This is a genomic window from Actinosynnema sp. NPDC023658, from assembly GCF_040639995.1.
Taxonomy (GTDB): Bacteria; Actinomycetota; Actinomycetes; order Mycobacteriales; family Pseudonocardiaceae; genus Actinosynnema.
Map to the genome: position 1 here is coordinate 1 of NZ_JBFAAX010000913.1, position 2183 is coordinate 2183.

The 2183-nt window shown below is 72.5% G+C and carries 2 protein-coding genes; both read left to right on the plus strand.

What is annotated here, in order from left to right:
* A partial coding sequence (locus tag AB0G02_RS36325; RefSeq protein ID WP_360803855.1) for an aldehyde dehydrogenase family protein occupies window positions 1–1406 on the plus strand: 1406 nt, incomplete at its 5' end.
* Between the two features lie 163 nt (window positions 1407–1569).
* Window positions 1570–2183: hypothetical protein (locus AB0G02_RS36330; protein WP_360803858.1), on the plus strand; the 614-nt coding region annotated here is incomplete at its 3' end.

Below are 2183 nucleotides of genomic sequence, written 5' to 3' on the forward strand. Positions count from 1 at the left end.
GTGGATCGGCGCGGGCGTGGCCGAAAGCAGCGGCCGAGGCGTTCCCCGCATGGCGCCGTACGCCCCTGGCCGACCGGCTGGCGATCGGCGGCGACATCCACCGCCGCATCCTCGCCCACCGCGACGAACTGGCTGCGGTGATGATGGCCGAGGGCTACCCGTCACAGGTGGCCGAGTGGTCCATCGCCGGCATCGTCCACAGCCTCAGCCCCGAGTACCTGGCCCGCGGTGCCGCGCAGATGGCGCGCGAGGAGACCGTCGGCAACCGCCGGCTGCTGGTCCGCCACCTGCCCGACGGGGTGATCGCGTTCCACCCGCCCCGCAACGCCGCCGCGACGCTGTCCTGCCTCGCGATCCCCATGATGCTCGCCGGCAACACACTGGTGATGCGCGCACCCACCGCCGTCCCGGCAGGCGTCATGTACGTGTTCCGCGAACTCGTGCTGCCCGCCCTGCGAGATGCGGGCGCGGCGGCGGGCGTGTGCAACATCGTCTGCGGCGGTGCCCAGGACATGCTCCAGGCATGGCTGGCCGACCCGCTGGTCGACGACATCGCCTTCGTCGGCAGCTCGGAACTGGGCCTGCAGGTCGGCGCGCAGTGCGTGCAGCACGGCAAGAAGCCCCTGCTGGAACTCGCCGGCAACGACGGCTTCGTCGTCTGGGAGGACGCCGACCTCGACCGCGCCGTCCCCGCCGCCGCCGAGGCGTTCCTCGCCTCCACCCAGATTTGCATGGTGCCCAAGTACGTCGTCGCCCACCCGGCCATCGCCGACGAGTTCATCACCCGCCTCACCACCCACGTCCGCGACCTGCGCCCCGGCCTGCCCACCGACCCCGGCACCACGCTCGCGCCGGTCGCCAAGGCCGCCGAGTTCCTGACCATGCTGGCCAAGTCCCAGGACGCCGGCGCCACCCTGCTGACCGGCGGCTCGCTGATCGACCTGCACGGCAACCCCAGCCCGCACGGCCCGTTCGTCCAACCCACCTTGGTGCGCGTCGACGGCCTCGGCACTGCCCGCACGCTCCCGGCCGTCACCGAGGAGACGTTCTTCCCGCTGCTGCCGATCGTCGTCCCCGAGGAAGATCCCGACTTGCTGGGGCAGGTGCTCGCACTGCTCAACGCCAACGCCTACGGCCTGCGCAACTCGCTCTGGGCCACCGACCCCGACACCATCGACCGCTTCCTCACCGACATCACCAACGGCGGCATCATCAAGGTCAACGACTCCCACTCCGGCACCGCTCCGTTCCTCCCCACCCACGGCGGAACCGGCCTCTCCGGCGGCCCGTTCGGCGAGACCTACTACCCGCTCCTGCGCGCGACCCACCTGCAAGCGGTGTCCATCGGCACGGACGTCGACATCGCCGAAGCGCTGGTGACCGTGGACACCGGCTCCCGTCCTTGAGGCGGCCCTGCCGAAGTGGTGACTCATCGTCATTCCAGGCGTTCCGAAATCTGCCGGTGTGGCGGCAGGTGGGATACCCGATCGGAGGGCATTGCGGGGTCGGCCGGTCGGGATACTAGAGGTCGTGGACCCGCCAACGGCCGCCCGGTATCCGCCTGTCGCCGTGTTCAGGGACCCGCGCCCCGGCGGGATCGTCCCGGACCTCGGCCTCTCCGCGCGCATCGGTGCGCGACGAACCGCGGTGGCACTGGCCGCGGTGCCGACGCACGCCGGCCCCGTCGAGCGCACGGCTGCCCTGAGACAGGCTTCGGCGGTCGCGGACGGGCTGGTGGCGGCGCTGTCCGCGCGAGGCGCGGCCGTGGTCGGCGAGGACATCCCGGCCGAGTCGACCAGCCAGTCGTTCTTCCGGGTGCGCGAGGTGGACCTGTCCGATCACCAGGCCGCCTGGCACGGTGCGTCGGTGGTGCAGCGCGGTCTGCGGGACCTGTGCGAGGCGCCGCTGTCGGGTGCCGATCTGGCGGTCGAGGTCGCGGGCATGGCGCAGGCCGTGCTCGACCTGACCGGTGCCGACGGCCCGGACGCTCCTCCGGACGAGCCGTTCCCCACCGCACGGGCGGCCGACGAGGCGTCGCGGGAAGAGCGCTGGACCGCACGGTGGATCGTCGGGCACCAGGTGCACGTGCTGTTCAACGTCTGCGCGGCGGTCGCGGTGACCGACGCCGCGCACCACCTGCGCCACGGCTCGGCGCGGACCGCTCTGCGGCGGCTCGGGCACGC